The following is a 19,254-nucleotide window of genomic DNA, read 5'->3' as shown; positions in this document are numbered from 1 at the left end:
TTAGCATGAATGCGTCCGACGTCGCTCTGGTTCAGGATAGTTTCAAGAAAGTCGCGCCGATTTCCGATGTGGCAGCGGAATTGTTCTACGGCCGTCTCTTCGAGGTTGCTCCGCAAGTGAAGCCGATGTTTCGCGGCGACATGAAGGAGCAGGGTCGCAAATTGATGGCGACGCTTGGTGTCGTCGTCACCGGCCTGACGCGGCTCGAAACTGTACTGCCTGCAGCGAGCGCGCTCGCCAAGCAGCACGTGGCCTATGGCGTGAAGGCCGAGCACTATCCAATCGTCGGCGGTGCGCTGCTGTGGACCCTGGAGAAGGGCCTCGGCGACGCATGGACGCCCGAACTCGCAGCAGCATGGACCGCGGCCTATGGCACGCTGTCCGGCTACATGATTTCTGAAGCCTACGGCACAGCGCAGGCGGCCGAGTAAGGATATGACGTGAGCGAGCCGCTGGTCATCATTGGTAACGGCATGGCAGCGGCTCGGCTCGTGGACGAGCTGGCGAAATGCGCGCTCGGTCGATACGCCATCGCCGTCATCGGAGACGAACCGCGGCTCGCCTACAATCGCGTCTTGCTGTCGTCGGTATTGGCCGGTGAGGCGACATCGCAAGAGATTGAGCTGAAGCCCGCTGCCTGGTGGCGCGACCGCGGCGTCACACTGAAATACGGCGCAACGGCGACCGCCATCGATATGGCCGCGCGTGAGGTCACGACATCGACCGGCAAACATGTGCCGTTCTCAAAGCTGGTTATCGCCACCGGTTCATCCGCACTGCGGCTGCCGGTGCCCGGTGGTGATCTCAAGGGCGTGCATGTGTTCCGCGACAGCCGCGACGTGGACCTGCTGCTCGAACTTGCCGCGCAGAAGAAGCGTGTCGTCGTGGTCGGCGGCGGCCTGCTTGGTCTCGAAGCTGCCTATGGTCTCGCCAAGGCGGGCGCTGACGTCACACTGATCCATCTGATGGACCGGCTAATGGAACGTCAGCTCGATGCACCTGCAGCGAACCTCCTGAAAACGCTGGTCGAGCGCAAAGGCGTCAGGATTTTGCTCAATGCCAATACGGCGCGTATTCATGGCAGCGATTGTGTCGAGAGCGTTGAGCTGGCCGATGGCCGCACGCTCGACGCCGATGCGGTGATCTTTGCGGCCGGTATCCGGCCCAACACATCGCTTGCCAAGGAAGCGGAAATCCCGGTCAATCGTGGCATTGTCGTCAACGACCAGATGGCGACTGGCACCGACGACGTCTTCGCACTCGGCGAATGCGCCGAGCATCGCGGCACCTGCTATGGCCTCGTCGAGCCCGCTTACGAACAGGCCAGGGTGTTGGCGCGCCATCTCGCGGGCAAGGCTGCTGCCTATACGGGCAGCGTGCTCTCTACCAATCTCAAGGTCTCCGGTGTCAGCGTGTTCTCCGCCGGAGATTTCATGGCGGGCGAAGGCAGCGAGACGCTGCTGCTCAATGATGTCCGCCGCGGCACCTACAAGAAGCTGGTGATCGCAGATGGCGCGCTCACTGGCGCCGTGCTGGTCGGCGATACCCAGGATGCGCTGTGGTATCTCGAACTGATCCGAAGCGCCGCTGATATTTCCGATATCCGCGCCGAGATGATGTTCGGCCGCGCACTCGCCGTCCGCGCGGAGGCGGCGTGATGAACGCGGTCGATCCGCATCTGCACGCCACGCGCACCACATGCCCTTACTGCGGCGTCGGTTGCGGCGTGCTGGCGACGCCGGACGGCAACGGTGGCGCAGCGATTACGGGCGATCCCGCGCATCCCGCCAATCTCGGCCGACTCTGCTCGAAAGGATCGGCGCTCGGCGAAACGCTGAGCCTCGACGAGCGCCTGCTGCATCCGATGATGCGGGGCGACGATGGCGAGATGGTGCAGGTCGCCTGGGGCGATGCGCTGGATCATGTCGCCGAGGGATTTCGGAAGGTCGTCGCCGAACATGGCCCGAGTGCCGTGGCATTTTATCTCTCCGGCCAGTTGCTGACTGAGGATTACTACGTCGCCAACAAGCTGATGAAGGGCTTTCTCGGCAGCGCCAATGTCGATACCAATTCGCGGCTCTGCATGGCGTCATCAGTCGCTGGCCATAAGCGTGCGTTTGGCGCCGATACGGTGCCGGGGTGCTACGAGGATCTCGACCAGGCGGATTTGCTGGTGCTGGTCGGCTCCAATGCCGCCTGGTGCCATCCGGTGCTGTATCAGCGCATGCTGGCCAACAAGCAGACGCGAGGCGCACGGATCGTCGTGATCGATCCACGCCGCACCGACACGGTTGGCGATGACGATCTGTTTCTCGGCCTGAAGCCCGGCACTGATACCGCGTTGTTCAGCGGGCTGTTTGCCTATCTCGCCGATAACGGGGCGCTCGATCGCAGCTATATCGATGAGCATACGTCAGGCTTTGACGACGCGCTGGCGCGGGCCAGAACCATCGCCGGTAGTGTGGCGGCGACAGCAAAGGCGACGGGACTCGACGAGATCGATGTCGCGACCTTCTTCCAGATGTTCAAGGCGACACCGCGTGTGGTCACGCTGTATTCGCAGGGCATCAACCAGTCGGCGCAGGGCACCGACAAGGTCAATGCGATCCTCAACTGCCATCTGGCCACCGGCCGCATCGGTAAGCCCGGCGCGTCGCCGTTCTCGCTCACCGGCCAGCCCAATGCCATGGGCGGCCGCGAGGTCGGCGGCCTCGCCAACCAGCTCGCAGCCCATATGGGCTTCACGCCTGTCGATATCGACCGTGTGCGCCGGTTCTGGAAGGCGCCGCATATCGCCACCCATGAAGGCCTCAAGGCCGTGCAGATGTTCGAAGCCATCGGCCGTGGCGAGATCAAGGCGTTGTGGGTGATGGGTACCAATCCCGCGGTGTCGCTCCCGGATGCCGATGCCGTGCGGGCGGCGCTGAGCAAGCTCGATCTGTTCGTGGTGTCAGAGAATGTGCGGTCCAACGACACCGTGAATGCCGGTGCGCATGTGTTGCTGCCAGCACTGGCCTGGGGCGAGAAGTCCGGCACGGTCACCAATTCCGAACGCCGCGTGTCGCGGCAGCGGTCGTTTCTGCGGGCGCCTGGCGAGGCGCGGCCGGACTGGTGGGCGCTGAGCGAAGTCGCCAGGCGCCTGGGTTACGGCGCGTCATTTGCCTACACATCGGCCGCCGAGATTTTTCGCGAGCACGCCGCCCTTTCGGCCTTCGAGAACAACGGCCATCGCGATTTCGATATAGGCGGATTGATGAAGGTCTCGGATGAGGCCTTCGACACCATGGCCCCGGTGCAATGGCCGGTGCGCGAGGGGACCACGAAGCCGCAGGCGCGGTTCTTCGCCGATGGCCAATTCTACGCCAATGACCGGCGCGCGCGTTTCATCGCGCCGGAGGCGCCGGAGCTGCGCACGCAGGTGTCCGTCGAGCGGCCGCTGCGTTTGAACACTGGCCGCGTTCGCGATCAGTGGCACACGATGACGCGCACGGGTCTCAGCCCGCGGCTCGGCCAGCATATTCCGGAGCCGTTCGTCGAGATCCATCCTGACGATGCTGCGCAGTTCGCCATCGTCGATGGCGGCCATGCGCGGTTGACGACCGACTATGGCGAATGCGTGCTGAAAGTCATTGTCAGCGAACGGCAGCAGCGCGGCATGCTGTTCGCGCCGATCCACTGGAACGACGAGACCGCGGGTTTCGCGCGTGTCGGCGGACTTGTCGCGCCGATCACCGACCCGTTCTCCGGTCAGCCCGAGAACAAGGCAACGCCGGTGGCGATCGCACCTGCGGTGTTTGCACAGCGTGGCTTCGTGCTGTCGCGTAGTCCGCTGGAGATGCCGTTCGGCGTGCAATGGACGCGCGTCGCGGTCACGGGCGGCGTCGGTTATCTGCTCTCGGACAATACCGATGTTGAGACCTGGCAGAGCTGGTTGAAGCCGTTGCTGGGCGATGATGCCGCTGAATACGAAGACGCCGGCCAAGGTGTGTATCGCGCGGTGTCGTTCAAGGATGACGGGATCGAGACCTGTCTGTTCATCGGCCCGACGGAGGGCGCGCTCTCCTGGGATGCCGTGAAGGAATTGTTCGCGGCCGAGACCGTGAGCGACGACCAGCGCCGTACGCTGCTCTCTGGAAAGTCCGCAGATGGTGCTGCGAGTGCAGGGCCCATCGTCTGCGCCTGCTTCGGCGTTGGTCGCAACACCATCTGTGACGCAATAGCCGCTGGGGCTGGCACCGCGGCCGAGATCGGAACCAGGCTCAAGGCCGGCACCAATTGCGGCTCGTGCATACCGGAGCTCAAGCGCCTGATAGCCGCGAGCGAAACGGCGCCGGATGAGCAGCCCAAGGTGGCGGCGGCGAATTGAGCGTCGGCCTTTCAGTCGTCATTGCGAGGAGCGAAGCGACGCGGCAATCCAGAGGGCCGCAAGCGAAGACTGGATTGCTTCGTCGCAAGGGCTCTTCGCAATGACGTGGAGGGGCCTTTGCGTCACTTCACCGCGCCCGCGGTCAGTCCCGCCACAATCTGCCTTTGCGCAAACATTGTCAGCAACAGCACCGGCAGTGTTACGATCAGGGCGGCCGCCGCTAGCGGCCCCCAGCTCAACTGATCGAACGAGATCATGTTGTAGACCGCGACCGGCAATGTCCGCGTTTCCCGCCCCGCCAGCACGATGCCGAAGACGAAATTGTTCCAGGAGAAAATCACCGAGAGAATGAAGGCAACGGCGATGCCGGAGCGAGCAATCGGCAGCGCGACGTGGCGGAACACCTGCCAGCGGGTGGCGCCGTCGATGATGGCGGATTCCTCAAGCTCCATCGGCGTCGTCTCGAAATAGCCGATCATAATCCAGATCACGATCGGTACCGTCACCACGAGATGGATGATGATCTGTGGCCACAATGTGCCGAGCAGGCCGAGCCACTGGAACAGCAGGAATAGCGGGATCAGGTAGGACAGGCCGGGCGTGATGCGCGCAATCAGGATCACGATGGCCGATTTGCGCGCACGCATACGCGCGATGCCGTAACCGGCAGGCACGCCGATAACGAGAGCGAACAAGGTCGCCGAGCCGGTGACGATCAGCGTGTTGAAGAAATAGGTCATGAACCGTTTGGATTCGATGACGGCAGCGTAATTGCCCCAATTGATACGCTCCGGAATGAAGACCGGTGGATAGGAGGCGTTGTCGATCTCGAATTTCAGCGACAGTGACAGCATCCAGAGGAAGAACAGCACCGCCGGCGAAACGATGACGATGAAGGCGAAGGTCAGACCGAGTTTGTTGAGAAAGTCGCGCATGGTCAGGCACTGCCTCCGGCTTCGTTCCAGTGGGTGCGCTGGCGCAGATGCAAGAGCGCGCCGGCGAGAGCGACGATGAGCGCGAAGAACACCACCACGATCGCGGAGGCATAGCCGACGTCGTAATAGACGAAAGCGACGCTGTAGAGATAGAGATTGATGGTTTCCGAGGCGCTGCCGGGGCCGCCTTGCGTGATCGCGAAGATGATATCGAAACTCTTCACGGCGTCGATCATGCGGATCATCGCCGCGATGAACAGGAACGGCATGATCATCGGCAGCGAGATGTAGCGGAAGGTCTGCCAGGGTGTCGCACCGTCGATCTGGGCGCTTTCATAGGGCTCGGTCGGAATGGCGCTGAGGCCGCCGAGCACGATCAGCATGACCAGCGGCGTCCATTGCCACGTCTCCACCAGCACCAGCGACGGGATCGCGGTGGCGGGATGGAATACCCACAGCGATGGCGGCAGGCCGAACAGCGACAGCAGATAGTTCAAAACGCCGAGCTGCGGGTGGAACATCATCGTCCACACCAGTGCGATGGCGACCGGCGTCGCCATCATCGGCAATATGAAGAGCCCGCGGAAGAAGCCGCGCAGCGGAAACTTGTTGTTGAAAATCACCGCCGCCAGTGTGCCGAGGATCAGCGGCAGCGCGACCGACAGCGCCGTATAGACCAGGGTGTGCCCCACGGATTCCACGAAACGCGCATCGCTCGGCAGCCTGAGATAATTGGCGAAGCCGACGAAGGTCGGCGCTTGGCCGACCTTCCATTCGTGCAGGCTCATCCAGATCGTATAGACCCACGGGAAGATAATGACCGCCATGACGACGATCATCGCTGGAATCACGAACGGCCAATAGGAAATTGGCCGCCACTCGTTCTTTTGCGCAGTCGCCGCTTCGGCCGCGACCGTTGCGGTCGTTTTGGCGACTGCCTTTCCCGCTGTCAGTTCACTCACGATTTTTCGCTGCGCTCCAGAATCGGCCGGAACTGTTCGTGGGCTTTCTTTAGCTCGGTAGCCGGATCCGCGCCTGCCAGTGTGGCAGTGACGGCGGCACCGACGAGGTCGCGGAATTCGGCGACGGGAACGATGACCGGCAGGCCGAGCTTGCTGATCTTGGCCGAGGCGATCACTGAATCCAGCCATTCCTGGTTCTTCACGCCCTTGCGCACCGTCTCGTCATTGAGGATCGAGTTGCGGAACGGCACGCCGCCGCCGCTCTGCAACAGCCGGGCACCCATGGTCTTCGACACCGCCCATTGGCAATAGAGATAGGCGGCTTCCTTCTTGGTCGAGGTCTTGGCGATGCCGATGCCGTCGCCATAGGCGGCGGAGAATTGCCCCTTCGGTCCGGCGGGCACGACGGTGTAGCCGATCTTGCCGACCACGCGCGATGCATTGGGATCCTCGATGGGCGGTGCCCAGCCGACGCCGTCGATCCACATGGCCGCGCGGCCCTGTGTCAGCGAGGCCATCGACTCCATCCAGTTGAAGCCCGCGACGCCGGGAGGCGCCGTCTTGGTGAGAAGGCGCTGATACATCTTGGTCGCTTCGATCGCCTCGGGCCCATCGGTCAGGATATTGCCCTTGGCATCGAGGAATTCGCCGCCATAGTTCAGGAAGAAGTTGGTCCACAGCGTCATGTTGGCGTTGCGGAGGCCACGCCCGGTGAAGCCGTAGATGCCGTTGGCGGGATCGTTGAGCTTCTCGGCGGCGGCTGCCATCTCATCCATGGTCTTCGGAACCGCGACGCCCTTCTTCGCGAACATCTCTTTGTTGTAATACAGGATGAAATAGTCGACCGACCACGGCAGCGAGTGCATCTCGCCCTTGTCGTTCTGCGCAAATTGCAGACCGCCGGCGGAGAAGTCGTCGACGCGCAAATCCGGCGCGGTCAGGTTCGGATCCTTCATGAAGCCGGTGAGATCGGCGAGCCAGCCGGCCTTTTCGAACTGACGCTTCTGGACGTGGTAGCTGACATGCACGACGTCGAAGCTGGGCTTGCCGGAGGTGAGCTCGATCACGGCCTTCTGGCGCTGCTGCTGCTCGGGGATCACTTCGGATTCGACCTTGATGCCGGTCAATTCCGTGAATTCGGAGGCGTATTTCTGCAGCAGCTCGCCGCGCGGGCCCTTGATCAGATTGGCTTCAATCGTGGTGCCTGCGTACTTCTTCCAGGCGGGATCGGCGAAAGCTGGAATGCCGGTGAGGCCAAGTGCGCTGGTGGCGAGCGCCCCCTGCACAAAGGCACGACGTGTCGGGCCGTAAAGAGCCATGTGTCATCCTCCCTCGAGCCGCCTTGACCGGCGGTGATTTTATGGTCGCTCCCCGTGGACCGGAGATGCGCCTAAGGGATCGTAACACGATGGACTGGGGCGACAAGGCCACGCGTCGGGTTGTCAGACAACTTTGCACGCTGCACGCATCTTACGCAGATTGCTGCGCTGCTCAGTCCTTGACGTCGCGGCCGAGCCGACGCGAGATCACATTGGTGCAATCGAGCAGGGCCTTAGCGATCGGGCTGTTCCAGTTGACGTCGAATGTGCCCACCGCGCCCATGGCAGTCACCGCTAGGACCACCGCGCCGCTATGGTCGAACACCGGCGCTGAAAATGCGTTGACGCCGCGCAGGGGCTCGCCGACGGCGCGGGCCAGCCCGCGTGTGCGGATGTCGGCGAGGATCTTGTCGATGGCCGGGCCTTTTATCTCGCGGTTCGGATCGTAGCCGATCGAGAGCCGATCGAGATCCTCGGTGAGCGCGGCATTGATGGTCGCAGGTGGCATGAATGCCGCGAATATCCGCCCTGTCGCTGTCTCGAGCAGCGACACCGTGGAGCCCACGCGCATGGCGATGTGCACAGGGTGGCTGGGCTCCTCCATGCGCACCACGGTCGGTCCATGGGTGCCCCAGATCGCCAGCGAGACGGCATGGTCGATGGTGCCGGCAAGCGCCATGATGGCCGGCGTTGCAACGCGGACGGCCGACAGGCGACGCAGCGTGACGATGCCGAGCTCGAGGGCGAGTGCACCAAATTCATAGCGGCCGGTGGATGGGTCCTGCTCAATCAGGCCGATGCGGGAGAAACTGGCGAGATAGGGATGCGCCTTGGCCGGTGACATTCCTGCCTCGCGGGCCAGATCCCGCAGCATCATCGGTTCCCCATTGCGCACCAGCGCCTGCAGCAATTCACCCCCGACCTCGATCGACTGAATACCGCGACTCTCTTTAGCCATGCTTGCCCCAAACCAGTGCCGCGGACACTACACGGCCAGGAAGCCTCCATCCACTGGCAAGGTTGTGCCGGTGACATAGGACGCCATGGGTGAAGCGAGGAAGACCACGGGGCCGATCAGCTCATCGGGTTGGCCAACGCGCCCCATTGGCGTGCGGCCGAGGAAGCCGGCCAATCGCGCGGGATCGTTGCGTGTCGCTTCGGTCATGGCCGTCTCGATCACGCCCGGCGCAATGGCGTTGACGCGCACGCCGTCTTTGGCCACTTCGCGCGCCAACGCTTGCGTCAGAAGCTTCACGCCGCCCTTGGAAGGCGAATAGCCAAGCGTATCGGCGACCCCAACGAAAGAGGCGATGGAGCCAAGATTGATCACGTTGCCGCGCCGCGCGCGCAAGGCGGGCAGGAAGGCGTGGGTCACGTTGAAGACGCCATTGAGATTGACGTCGAGCACGCGCCGCCAGTTCTCCACCGCGCGTTCGGAATCGATGCCTTCGCGAATGATGATACCGGCATTGTTGATCAGGATCGAGATGTCGCCGGCACTCGCTTTGACGGTCTGTGCGATCTGTCGGCAGGTATCGACATCCGTGACATCGAGATGATGATGCCATGACTGCCGTCCAACTGCTCCGATCTCGCTGGCCGTCTGCGCAGCGCCATCGCGGTCGATGTCGGTCACGATGACGTCGGCCCCATGTGCAGCCAGACCCAGCGCAATCGCACGACCGTTGCCAGCGGCAGCACCCGTTACAAGCGCCAATTGACCCTTCAGCAGATCGGGGGCGAAGCTGGCCATCATGCCGCCTTTACCGGTGTGCCGGCGAGGTGGCGGCCGGCGATATAGCCGAAGGTGAGCGCGGGGCCAAGCGTGATACCCGCGCCGGGATAATTGCCGCCCATGATGCTCGCCATGTCGTTGCCGGCCGCATAGAGGCCGTTGATGACCTGACCGCCGGCATCGAGTGCGCGTGCCTGCGCATCGGTCCTGATGCCGGCATAGGTGCCGAGATCGCCGATCACCATCTTGATGGCATAGAACGGCCCTTGTTCGATGGGTGCAACGCAGGGGTTCGGACCATGGTTGGCATCGCCCTGATAGCGGTTATAGGCGCGGGAGCCCTTGCCATAGGCGGGATCGCGGCCTTCGGCGGCGGTGTTGTTGAATTGCGCGATGGTGGTGACGAAGCCGCCGGCGTCGATGCCGGCCTTGCCCGCGAGCTCCTCGAGCGTATTACCTTTGATGAGATAACCGGAATTCAGATACTGGCCGATCGGCATCGGAAACGGCGGTACGGCGCCGAGCCCGTATTGGCGCAGCGCGCGGTGATCGCAAACGAGCCACGCCGCGATCTCCTCGCCGGGCTTCGCCGCTTTCATCATCTGCTGGACGAAAGCATGGTAGGAATTGCCTTCATTGGCGAAACGAGCGCCATCGCGCATCACGGCGATTACGCCGGGTTTGGCGCGATCGATGAAGTGCGGCATCACGCCCTTGCTGCCGTCCTTGCGATGGGTGACCGAGACCGGCACCCAGGCAGCGGCATTAGGCAGTGAATCTTCGACGCGCCCGCCGGCGGACTCGGCGAGGCGAAGACCGTCGCCGGTATTGCCGGTTGGACCGGGCGAATAGTGCTCTCGGCCGGTCGGCGCATGCGGAAACATCGCCTTGCGCCGTTCGATGTCATGCGGGAAGCCGCCGCATGCGAGCACCACGCCGCGGCGTGCGAAGATGCGGACGCGCTTGCCGCTGCGCTCGACGATGGCACCGCGGACCGCGCCGTTCTCGATGATCAGTTCACGCACCGGGGACGACAGCCAGAGCGGGATCTTGAGGTCGAAGGCGGATTTGGCGAGCCGGCCGGCGAGGGCGTTGCCGTTGGTCAGTGTCATGCCACGACCATAGCGCAGGACGTTCAGGAAATGCTTAGACAGTCGCTTGGCCACATAGACGGCCGAGGTCAGCGACTTCGTCGCGCGCATGAAATGGATGATGTCCTTGCCGGAGCCGAGCATGATGCCGAACACCGTCAGTTCGGGCAGCGGCGCGCCGATATCCTTGATGTGGTCGCCGAGCTCACGCCCGTCGAACGGCCGCGCGACCATGGAACGGCCGCCCTGCTTGCCGCCGGGCGCCTCCGCATCGTAATCGGGAAAGGTCAGCGGCATGTCGAAGCGTACCGCCGTCTTGGAGGTGAAGAAATCGATTGCCTCCGGCCCTGCGGCGAGAAACGCATCGACGCGTGCGGCGTCAAAGCTGTTGCCGGCTTCATGGCGCAGATAGGTGCGCGCCTCGTCAGGTCCTTCATTGATGCCCCAGGCGCGCGCCAGTGATGTGCCGGGGATCCACAGCCAGCCGCCGGAGCGCGCGGTCGTGCCACCGAACCGCGGCTCCTTTTCGACGATCAGGACATCGAGCCCGCTATGTTTTGCGGTGATCGCCGCCGACATGCCGGAGCAGCCGGAGCCGGCGACCAGTACGTCGCATTCGTAAAGCTCGATATTCGCTTTGGGATCAGCAGCCATGAGACCTTACTTCTTCAGCAATGGGCATTTAGATTCAGAGATGGGCCGGAACGCGTCATCGCCCTTCACGGTCTTGACGATGTCGAGATAGTCCCAAGGCTCTTTGGATTCCGACGGCTTCTTCACGCGGGCCAGATACATGTCGCGGATGACGCGGCCGTCTTCGCGCAGTTTGCCGCCATGCACGAAGGTGTCCTCGATGGGCAGTTCGCGCATCTTGGCCATTACCTTGGCCGGATCGTCGGTGCCGGCAGCCTTGATGGCCTGGAGATAGTGCAGCACCGAGCCATAAACGCCGGTCTGGATCATGGTCGGCATCACCTTGGTGCGTTCGAAGAACTTCTTCGACCAGGCCCGCGTCTTGTCATCCATGTTCCAGTAGGACGCGGTGGTGAGGTAGGTGCCTTGGGCTGCGTCCAGTCCGATGGCATGCACGTCCGTGTCGAACATCAGCAGGCCGACCAGTTTCTGGCCGCCTTTGACCAAGCCGAATTCGCCCGACTGTTTGATCGAATTGTCGGTGTCCTGGCCGGCATTAGCGAAGGCGACGACTTCAGCCTTCGAGTTCTGCGCCTGCAGCGCAAAGGACGAGAAGTCGGCGGTGTTGGTCGGATGGCGCACGCCGCCCAGCACGGTGCCGCCGCTCGCCTTGATGAAGCGCGTCGCGTCCTGTTCAAGCTGATTGCCGAAGGCGTAGTCGGCCGTGATGAAGAACCATGACTTTCCACCGCCGGCGACCACCGCAGAGGCCGTCACCTTCGCAAGCGCGTAGGTGTCGTAGGTGAAGTGGACCGTGTTGGGGCTGCACAGCTCATCCGTGAGCGTGCTTGCGCCGGGGCCGGATAGCAGTGCGATCTTGTTGCGGTCCTTCGCCAGATTATGAACCGCGATGGCGATGGCGGAGTTCGGGATATCGACAACGGCGTCGACCTTGCCGGCGTCGAACCAGTTGCGCGCGATCTGGATGCCGACGTCAGACTTCATCTGGTGATCGGCGCTGATGATTTCGATCGGCTTGCCGAGCACCGTCGGGCCGAATTCTTCGAGCGCCATCTTCGCGGCTTCGACCGAACCGGGGCCGCTATTGTCGCGCCCCCAGCTCGAGAGATCGGTGAGAACACCGATGCGAACGACGTCGTCGGAGACCTGAGCGGAGACGGTGGATGTCCAAAGCGTGAGCGCGGCTGCGCACACCAGGAACTGGCGTGTCATCTGTTTCTCTCCCCAATGCGGCCTCGTGTCGGGCCAGTCATTCCCTGTTTTTCGACAAATTAGATATTGGCGAAAAGGTTTGTCAATAGCGAACTAGCGCGTAGAAAGGTGTGAGCACGCGCCGCGATGCCGCGCTTGCGGTGCAGTATCAGACTGATTGGAGCAGCGGTCGAACTACGCGACGATCACGTCGTGGCTATTGCCGTCTGTGGCTCGCATTCACCGCAATTGCCGCAGCCGCGGTACGGTTCTCGACGCCAAGTTTGGCGTAGATCTGCTCGAGATGCTTGTCGACGGTGCGCGGACTGAGGCCAAGGATCTGCGCGATATCGCGGTTGCTCTTGCCCTTGCTGAGCCAGGACAGCACTTCGCCCTCGCGGCCGGTGAGGCCCAGCTCCTTGCTGAACTCGGCGGGGGCGGTTGGCGCGGTTTCCTTGGCGAGCCGGAGCAGGAATTCGTCGGAGCCGACTTTCCCCATATATTGCAGACGCAGCAGTTCGTTGCTCGGAAAGCCCGATGACGGTGCCGGCTTGGCGCCCGGCCGCTGCATCTGCTCGAGCCACTGCATCATGACTGGTGGCAGCAGCAATTCATCATTGGGCGCGGCGATCAGGTGATCGCCGAGTAATTTCTGCGCCTGCGGTGTGGCCCACAGGATATTGCCCTTGTTGCTCACGGCAAGGAGGAAGCGCCCGGAGACATCGAGCGCGGTGCGCGCGCTTTGCGTGAGCCGCGCATTGGCGAGGTGCACGCGGATGCGCGCCAGCATTTCCTCGATGATGATCGGCTTGGTGACGTAATCGACGCCGCCGGCCTCAAGGCCGCGCACGATGTGTTCGGTCTCGGAGAGCCCGGTCATGAAGATTACGGGCACGTCGCCGAGGCCCGCGTCGCGCTTCAGCCGGCGACAGGTTTCGAAGCCGTCGATCCCCGGCATGACGGCATCCAGCAGGATGATGTCCGGCGTGATCTGTTCGACAATGCGCATTGCGGCGGCGCCGTCCATGGCCACCATCACGGTCATGCCGGCGCCGTCCAAGGCATCAGTTAGCAGCCGCAATGTTTCCGGCGAGTCATCTACCACCAGCGCGACGTCGCGTTTTTTATTGTCAGTGGTCATAGGTGTACAGCGTCTTCAAGGTGGCCATGTATTGATCGAGGTCGAAGCGATCGATCAGCGAGCGCATCAGCGCGACAAAGTCGGCATGTTCGGGGTGATCGTTGCCGATCTCGTCGAGCTTCAACTGGATGGCGCGAATGTGCCCCATCTGCCCGAGGCTAATGAGTTCCTCTACATGATGCACGGGCGGCCGTGTGCCGCTATTCGGTGTCCATTGCGGCAGAGGTGCCACTTCGTCGCGTTCGTATTGCCATTCGATCTTCAGGAGTTGTCCGATCTGTTCCAGCAGCCGCGGCAGTTCGATCGGCTTCATGAGGTAGCCATCATGGAAGGGCTGGGCGAGCGGCGCGCCATGGGCTTCCAGCGCGCTGGCCGAAACCATCAGGATGCGGGCCTGATGGTGGCCGGATGCACGCAGTTTTTCGGCGACGGTCCAGCCGTCCATGCCAGCCATGGAAATATCCAGCAGGAACAGATCGGGCCGGCAATGCTGGGCGAGGCTGAGGCAGGCCTGTCCATCGGGGGCGCTGAGCAGAATGAAGCCGAGCGGTGTGAGCACCTGGCGCAACAGGTCGCGCTGCGTCGGATCGTCGTCAGTAATGAGGATGGTCTTGCGCGCGCCGTGATAGCCATAGATCGGCGCGTCCACCGGCGCGATGCGCGTGGGGTTCGTCACCTCGGAGAGCAGCATCTTGACGCGGAAGGTGCTGCCGTTGCCGACCTCGCTGGAGACGCGGATATCGCCGCCCATCACGCCGGCCAACAGCTTGGAGATGGTGAGGCCCAGACCGGTGCCCGTATGCGGCTGTGCTGCGCCAAGCGCGCCGCGCTCGAACGGCGCGAAGATCAGCTCGAGATCATCGGGCCGGATGCCCGGTCCGGTATCGATGATCTCGAATTCGGCCACGGGGCTGCGATAATGGATCACGAACTGCACGCTGCCTTGTTGGGTGAACTTGATCGCATTGGAGAGCAGGTTGATCAGGATCTGTCGCAACCGCTTCTCGTCGGCATAGACCACGGTGGGCAGGATGTTCGGCCGTCGGAACACGAAGTCGATGCCCTTGGCGGCGGCCTGCAGGCGGAACATGCCGACGAGCTGATCGAGGAAGTCGGTGAGGCGCACTTCGTCACGCGAGAGATACAGGCGCCCCGCCTCGATCTTTGAAATATCCAGAATGCCGTCGATCAGGCCGGAGAGATGATCGGCGCTTCGTTTCACCACGCGGACCTGATCGCGCGGGCGGGTCTGCAGACTGTCATCCTGCTCCAGGAGCTGCGCATAGCCTGATATCGCATTGAGCGGCGAGCGCAGCTCGTGGCTCAGGCCGACCACATAGCGGCTCTTGGCGAGATTGGCAGATTCGGCGACTTCCTTGGCGCGCTGCAGTTCTGCATCGGTGCGCTTGTGCGCGTCGATTTCCTGCATCAGCAGCGTGGTCTGCCGCTTGGTTTCGGCTTCCGCCGCGCGACGGCTTTGCTTGGCCAGCACGAATAGCCATGCCACCACGCCGATAATGATCGCCAGCGCGAAGAACACTTTCCACAGCACTTCCGAGACCTGCGCACTGTCTCCCGGCGATGCGGCGGAGGTCTGCAGATAGATCAGTCCCAGCGTCAGGCCGACAAGGCCGGCAGCGATCATGAACACGCCAAGATAATGGCCGAGCTGCGAATTGAGCCGGGCCAGGATCGGCTCCGGCAGCAATTTGCCGAACGTCGCCGACATCTGGGCGTCGATCCGCGCATGCGGCTTGCAGAGATCGTGGCAACGCGCATCGAGCGAGCAGCACAGTGAGCAGATCGGGCCGGCATAGGCCGGGCAATGCGCCATGTCCTCGGGCTCGAACGAATGTTCGCAGATACAGCACTGGATCGCCGCCATGTTCTGCCAAGCGCGCTTCGGCTTGCGGGCGATGTAGTATTTTCCACCGGTGGCGAAGGCGATGATTGGCGCAGTGACAAGCGCAGTCAGCAAAGCGACGAAAGGCGACAGCGCCTTGGCCGTCGGGCCGAACAGGCCATAGAAGGCGCTGACCGACATCACGGTTGCTGCCAGCATCGCGCCGACGCCAACCGGGTTGATGTCGTAGAGATGCGCGCGCTTGAACTCCATCTGCTGGGGGCGCAGCCCGAGCGGCTTGTTGATGACGAGATCGGCGACCAGCGCGCCGACCCAGGCAATCGCAACATTGGAATACAGCGCCAGCGTCTGCTCCAGCGCCTTATAGACGCCGATTTCCATCAGCAGCAGCGCGACCAGCACGTTGAACACCAGCCAGACGACGCGGCCGGGATGGCTGTGGGTGAGACGCGAGAAGAAGTTCGACCAGGCGATCGAGCCCGCATAGGCATTGGTGACGTTGATCTTGAGCTGCGACAGGATCACGAAGGTGCCGGTCAGTGCCAGCGCCAGATCAGGCTGGGACAGCACGTAGCGAAACGCTTCGAGATACATATGCGCGGGTTCGGCGGCGTGCTCGGCCGAAACGCCGTGGGTCAGTGCGAAATAGGCGAGGAACGAGCCGGCCAGCAGCTTGATCGCGCCGACAATGATCCAGCCCGGGCCCGCGCACAGCAGCGCTACCCACCAGCTCGCACGTGAGCTGCGGCGGTCGCGCGGCAGGAAGCGCAGGAAGTCGACCTGTTCGCCGATCTGCGCGACCAGCGAGAATACGACTGAAGCGGCCGTGCCAAACAGCAGGAGATCGAGATGGCCGGCGGCGCTGCCGTGGTCGCCCGGAAATTTGGTCCAGGCCACGAAGGAGTCGCGGCTGGCATAGGCGATGGCCGCGAAAGGCAGCAGGTTGAGCACCAGCCAGATCGGCTGGGTCCAGAGCTGAAAACGGCTGATCAGCGTGATGCCATGGGTCACCAGCGGGATGATGACCACGGCCGATATCAGGTAGCCGATGGGGCGCGGAATATCGAAACACATCTCCAGCGCCGAGGCGAGAATGACCGCCTCGATGGCGAAGAAGATGAAGGTGAAAGACGCATAAATCAGCGAGGTAACAGTCGAGCCGATATAGCCGAAACCGGCACCGCGGGTGAGGAGATCGATATCAATGCCGCATTTTGCGGCATAATACGCGATCGGCAATCCGCAGCAGAAGATGATGACGCTGACCACCAGGATCGCTGCCGTGGCGTTGGTCATGCCGTAATTGATGGTGATGGTGCCGCCGATGGCCTCAAGGGCGAGAAACGAAATGGCGCCCAATGCCGTATTGGCGACCCGCGCGGCGGACCAGCGCCTGGCGCTCTTCGCCGTAAAGCGGAGTGCGTAATCCTCCAGGGTCTGGTTGGCGACCCATTGATTGTACTGGCGTCTCACGCGGTCGATACGCTGCCGCCCTGCCACTACTTTGCTCCTGACCCCACCCGACTACGCATGTTTGCGTGATGCAAAAACCTACGTCGGCATTTTGCGGTGCAGTATACGCGATCTCGCGTATCCGTGCACCGCACAAGTTCAGCAATGCTTGCCTCACCAATAGGCGTACTCGAACCAGTGGGGTTGAAATGTCAGACGAGAAGAAACCGGGCTTGCACTCGCCATTGCGGCGTAAACTGCTGATGGGCATGGCGGCTTTGCCGGCAATGTCGCTGCTTCCGCGCACATCTTTTGCGCAGGCGCCGGCCACCTCGGCCATCAACACCACCGGTCTTGCGGTCACCGATACGGAAGTCACCGTCGGTATCCTGCACTCGGTCACCGGTACCATGGCCATCTCGGAAACCGGCTCGGTTCAGGCTGAAAAGCTCGCCATCGATCAGATCAACGCCATGGGCGGCGTGCTCGGCCGCAAGATCAAGTTCATCCAGGAAGACGGTGCCTCGGACTGGCCGACCTTCGCCGAAAAGGCCAAGAAGTTGCTGGTCAATGACAAGGTCGCTGCCATCATGGGCTGCTGGACCTCGGCCTCCCGCAAGGCGGTGCTGCCGGTCATGGAACAATATAACGGCATGCTCTACTACCCGACCTTCTATGAAGGTCTCGAGCAGTCGAAGAACGTGATCTATACCGGTCAGGAAGCGACCCAGCAGATCCTCGCCGGCCTCGACTGGGTCTCCAAGACCAAGAACGGCAAGAGCTTCTATCTGATCGGCTCGGACTATATCTGGCCGCGCACGTCGATGAAGATCGCCCGCAAGCACATCGAGGGCAAGCTCGGCGGCAAGGTGTCGGGCGAAGAATACTTCCCGCTCGGCCACACCCAGTTCAACTCGGTGATCAACAAGATCAAGCTGACCAAGCCCGACGTGATCTATGCCGCGGTGGTCGGCGGCTCCAACGTCGCCTTCTACAAGCAGCTCAAGGCGGCCGGCATCGACCTGTCGAAGCAGACCATGCTGACCATCTCGGTCACCGAGGACGAAATCGACGGCATCGGTGGTGAAAACATCGCGGGCGCCTATGCCTGTATGAAGTACTTCCAGTCGCTCGATAATCCGAACAACAAGGAATTCGTCGCCGCCTTCAAGAAGATGTGGGGCGAGAAGACCGTGATCGGCGACGTGACGCAGGCTGCCTATCTCGGCCCGTGGCTCTGGAAAATGACGGTCGAAAAGGCCGGCTCGTTCGATGTCGACAAGATCGCCGCGGCCTCTGCTGGCATCGAGTTCACCAAGGCGCCGGAAGGCTACGTCAAGATCCATCCGAACCACCATCTGTGGTCCAAGGCCCGCGTCGGCCAGGCGCAGCTCGATGGCCAGTTCAAGGTGGTGTTCGAGACGCCCGAACTGATCGAGCCGGATCCGTTCCCGAAGGGCTACCAGTAAGCCATTCTCCCCGCGCGGCGTGATCGCCGCGCTCCACCTCTCCCTGGCGCGGACGACCTATCCGCGCACGACAACCCCGCGTCGCGTGTTCACGCGCGGCGCGGGACCCTTCCCTGACGGAGGACGGATCGATGTTCGGCGACTATTCGATTGGTGACCTTGGCGCCATCTTCGCAATGCAGGGCTTTGCCGGCCTGATCCTGTTTTCGGTCTATGTGCTGATGGCACTCGGCCTCGCCATCATCTTCGGCCAGATGGGCGTCATCAACATGGCGCATGGTGAATTCATGATCCTCGGCGCCTACGTTACTTGGCTGACGTCGAGCTTCTTCCAGTCGCATCTGCCGTCACTGTTCTCCGGCTACTTCTTCGTCGCCATGATCCTCGCCTTCATCGCCTCCGGTGCGCTGGGGATGTTGGTCGAATGGGGGCTGATACGGCATCTCTACAAGCGTCCGCTCGATACGCTGCTGGCGACCTGGGGCCTCAGCCTGATCCTGCAGCAGGCCTATCGCTCGGTGTTCGGTGCGCGTGAAGTCGGTGTCGAACTGCCGCAATGGATGATGGGCTCCAAGCAGGTCACCGACACGATCGAAGTGCCGATCAACGGCATCTTCGTGATGGTGCTGACGCTGGGGATCACCATGGTGGTGGCCTACATCATGTACAAGTCGCGTTGGGGTCGTCAGGTTCGCGCCGTGGTGCAGAACCGTGTGATGGCGGGCGCTGTCGGCATCAATACCGAGAAGGTCGACCGCTACACCTTCGGCCTCGGCTGCGGCATCGCCGGGATCGCCGGCTCAGCCTTCACCATGATCGGATCGACTGGGCCGACTTCCGGCCAGCTCTACATCGTCGACACGTTCCTCGTCGTGGTGTTCGGCGGCGCGGCCAGCCTGTTCGGCACCATCGCCTCGGCCTTCACCATCTCCCAGGCGCAGTCGACCATGGAGTTCTTCATGTCCGGCTCGATGGCCAAAGTGCTGACGCTGCTCACCATCGTCGCGATCCTGATGATCCGGCCGCAGGGCCTGTTCGCCCTCAAGGTCCGCAAGTAAGCGCGTGCAGTACAGAC

At 62.5% G+C, this 19,254-nt stretch carries 14 protein-coding genes; 5 read left to right on the top strand and 9 right to left on the bottom strand.

Translation table 11 applies throughout. The annotated features are described in order from the left end of the window. The first annotated feature begins 5 nt into the window (after nucleotides 1–5). Genes RSO67_RS08520 through RSO67_RS08510 form a run of 3 tightly spaced genes read left to right on the top strand, consistent with a single transcriptional unit; the run spans nucleotide 6 to nucleotide 4,366 of the window. Entirely contained in the window at nucleotides 6–431 is a 426-nt protein-coding gene (locus tag RSO67_RS08520) for a globin family protein (RefSeq protein WP_120291455.1), read from the top strand. A 9-nt stretch (nucleotides 432–440) separates the two neighbouring features. Continuing rightward, nucleotides 441–1,658, top strand: coding sequence for an NAD(P)/FAD-dependent oxidoreductase (locus tag RSO67_RS08515; RefSeq protein ID WP_315843121.1), 1,218 nt, complete (start codon nucleotides 441–443; stop codon nucleotides 1,656–1,658). Then, the gene (locus RSO67_RS08510) at nucleotides 1,658–4,366 is read left to right on the top strand and encodes a molybdopterin-dependent oxidoreductase (RefSeq protein WP_315843120.1); all 2,709 of its coding nucleotides are present in this window, start codon (nucleotides 1,658–1,660) and stop codon (nucleotides 4,364–4,366) included. The genes RSO67_RS08515 and RSO67_RS08510 overlap by 1 nt, the downstream gene beginning before the upstream one ends. 122 nt (nucleotides 4,367–4,488) lie before the next feature. Here the strand turns inward: RSO67_RS08510 and RSO67_RS08505 are convergent, their stop codons facing one another. The 9 genes from RSO67_RS08505 to RSO67_RS08465 all read right to left on the bottom strand — a co-directional run bounded on the left by RSO67_RS08505 (nucleotide 4,489) and on the right by RSO67_RS08465 (nucleotide 16,758). Then, entirely contained in the window at nucleotides 4,489–5,301 is an 813-nt protein-coding gene (locus tag RSO67_RS08505; protein WP_165826870.1) for a carbohydrate ABC transporter permease, read from the bottom strand. A 2-nt stretch (nucleotides 5,302–5,303) separates the two neighbouring features. Next, nucleotides 5,304–6,263, bottom strand: a complete 960-nt coding sequence (locus RSO67_RS08500) for a sugar ABC transporter permease (protein ID WP_315843119.1) — start codon at nucleotides 6,261–6,263, stop codon at nucleotides 5,304–5,306. Beyond that, nucleotides 6,260–7,582, bottom strand: a complete 1,323-nt coding sequence (locus tag RSO67_RS08495; protein ID WP_093756665.1) for an ABC transporter substrate-binding protein — start codon at nucleotides 7,580–7,582, stop codon at nucleotides 6,260–6,262. Before RSO67_RS08495 ends, RSO67_RS08500 begins: the two co-directional genes overlap by 4 nt. 172 nt (nucleotides 7,583–7,754) lie before the next feature. Further along, complete coding sequence (locus tag RSO67_RS08490) at nucleotides 7,755–8,540, bottom strand: IclR family transcriptional regulator (protein WP_315843118.1); 786 nt, start codon at nucleotides 8,538–8,540, stop codon at nucleotides 7,755–7,757. A 27-nt stretch (nucleotides 8,541–8,567) separates the two neighbouring features. Beyond that, complete coding sequence (locus RSO67_RS08485; protein WP_315843117.1) at nucleotides 8,568–9,338, bottom strand: glucose 1-dehydrogenase; 771 nt, start codon at nucleotides 9,336–9,338, stop codon at nucleotides 8,568–8,570. Continuing rightward, nucleotides 9,335–11,062 carry an FAD-dependent oxidoreductase gene (locus RSO67_RS08480; RefSeq protein WP_315843116.1) on the bottom strand — a complete coding sequence of 576 codons (1,728 nt, stop codon included), beginning with the start codon at nucleotides 11,060–11,062 and terminating at the stop codon, nucleotides 9,335–9,337. Before RSO67_RS08480 ends, RSO67_RS08485 begins: the two co-directional genes overlap by 4 nt. A 6-nt stretch (nucleotides 11,063–11,068) precedes the next feature. Continuing rightward, nucleotides 11,069–12,274 (bottom strand): ABC transporter substrate-binding protein, encoded by a 1,206-nt coding sequence (locus RSO67_RS08475; RefSeq protein ID WP_315843115.1) that lies wholly within the window; start codon nucleotides 12,272–12,274, stop codon nucleotides 11,069–11,071. A gap of 196 nt (nucleotides 12,275–12,470) precedes the next feature. Next, nucleotides 12,471–13,394: a response regulator gene (locus RSO67_RS08470; protein ID WP_315843114.1), complete on the bottom strand. Its 924-nt coding sequence runs from the start codon at nucleotides 13,392–13,394 to the stop codon at nucleotides 12,471–12,473. After that, nucleotides 13,384–16,758: an ATP-binding protein gene (locus tag RSO67_RS08465; protein WP_315843113.1), complete on the bottom strand. Its 3,375-nt coding sequence runs from the start codon at nucleotides 16,756–16,758 to the stop codon at nucleotides 13,384–13,386. Before RSO67_RS08465 ends, RSO67_RS08470 begins: the two co-directional genes overlap by 11 nt. 161 nt (nucleotides 16,759–16,919) lie before the next feature. On the opposite strand from RSO67_RS08465, the gene urtA reads away from it, so the two are divergent. Next, nucleotides 16,920–18,179, top strand: coding sequence for an urea ABC transporter substrate-binding protein (urtA, locus tag RSO67_RS08460; protein ID WP_315843112.1), 1,260 nt, complete (start codon nucleotides 16,920–16,922; stop codon nucleotides 18,177–18,179). A 131-nt stretch (nucleotides 18,180–18,310) separates the two neighbouring features. Continuing rightward, a complete protein-coding gene (urtB, locus tag RSO67_RS08455) occupies nucleotides 18,311–19,237 on the top strand; it encodes an urea ABC transporter permease subunit UrtB (RefSeq protein ID WP_089265233.1) in 927 nt (308 codons plus the stop codon). Nucleotides 19,238–19,254 lie beyond the last annotated feature (17 nt).

The sequence above is a fragment of the Tardiphaga sp. 709 genome, from assembly GCF_032401055.1.
GTDB lineage: Bacteria > Pseudomonadota > Alphaproteobacteria > Rhizobiales > Xanthobacteraceae > Tardiphaga.
Note: the sequence above shows the minus strand (reverse complement) of the source record. Positions and strands in the feature narration are given on the sequence as shown.